Raw genomic sequence first — 273 nt, 5'->3', positions numbered from 1 at the left:
CCACGAGTACTTTAAGTTGATACCTGTGTTAGGCATGTGTAAGGAGCTCAGTGGCGTGGCTACAGCAAACTCAATACATTGAACTGTGCCATGCCCAGTAGTTTGTGGTTGCAGTACAAATGTGCCTTCGCCTGCTGAGCCTTCATCACCTGTACTGGCAAATTCAATAAGGTCGCTAACGTGACGGTTAATTACGTTTACACCTACAACGCCACTTTTACCTAAACGGTATTCGTAACCTAAATCGATACCCCAAGCTGATTCTGGTTTAAG

General features: G+C 45.1%; 1 pseudogene. It reads right to left on the bottom strand.

Going from position 1 to position 273, the window contains the following annotated elements:
* Positions 1 to 273, bottom strand: a pseudogene (locus tag CWB77_RS18330) (TonB-dependent receptor plug domain-containing protein); the annotation flags it as partial.

This window comes from Pseudoalteromonas sp. S1610 (assembly GCF_005887465.1).
Lineage (GTDB): Bacteria > Pseudomonadota > Gammaproteobacteria > Enterobacterales > Alteromonadaceae > Pseudoalteromonas > Pseudoalteromonas undina.
The sequence above is the reverse complement of the archived record's forward strand: the minus strand, read 5'-3'. Positions and strand labels throughout refer to the sequence as shown.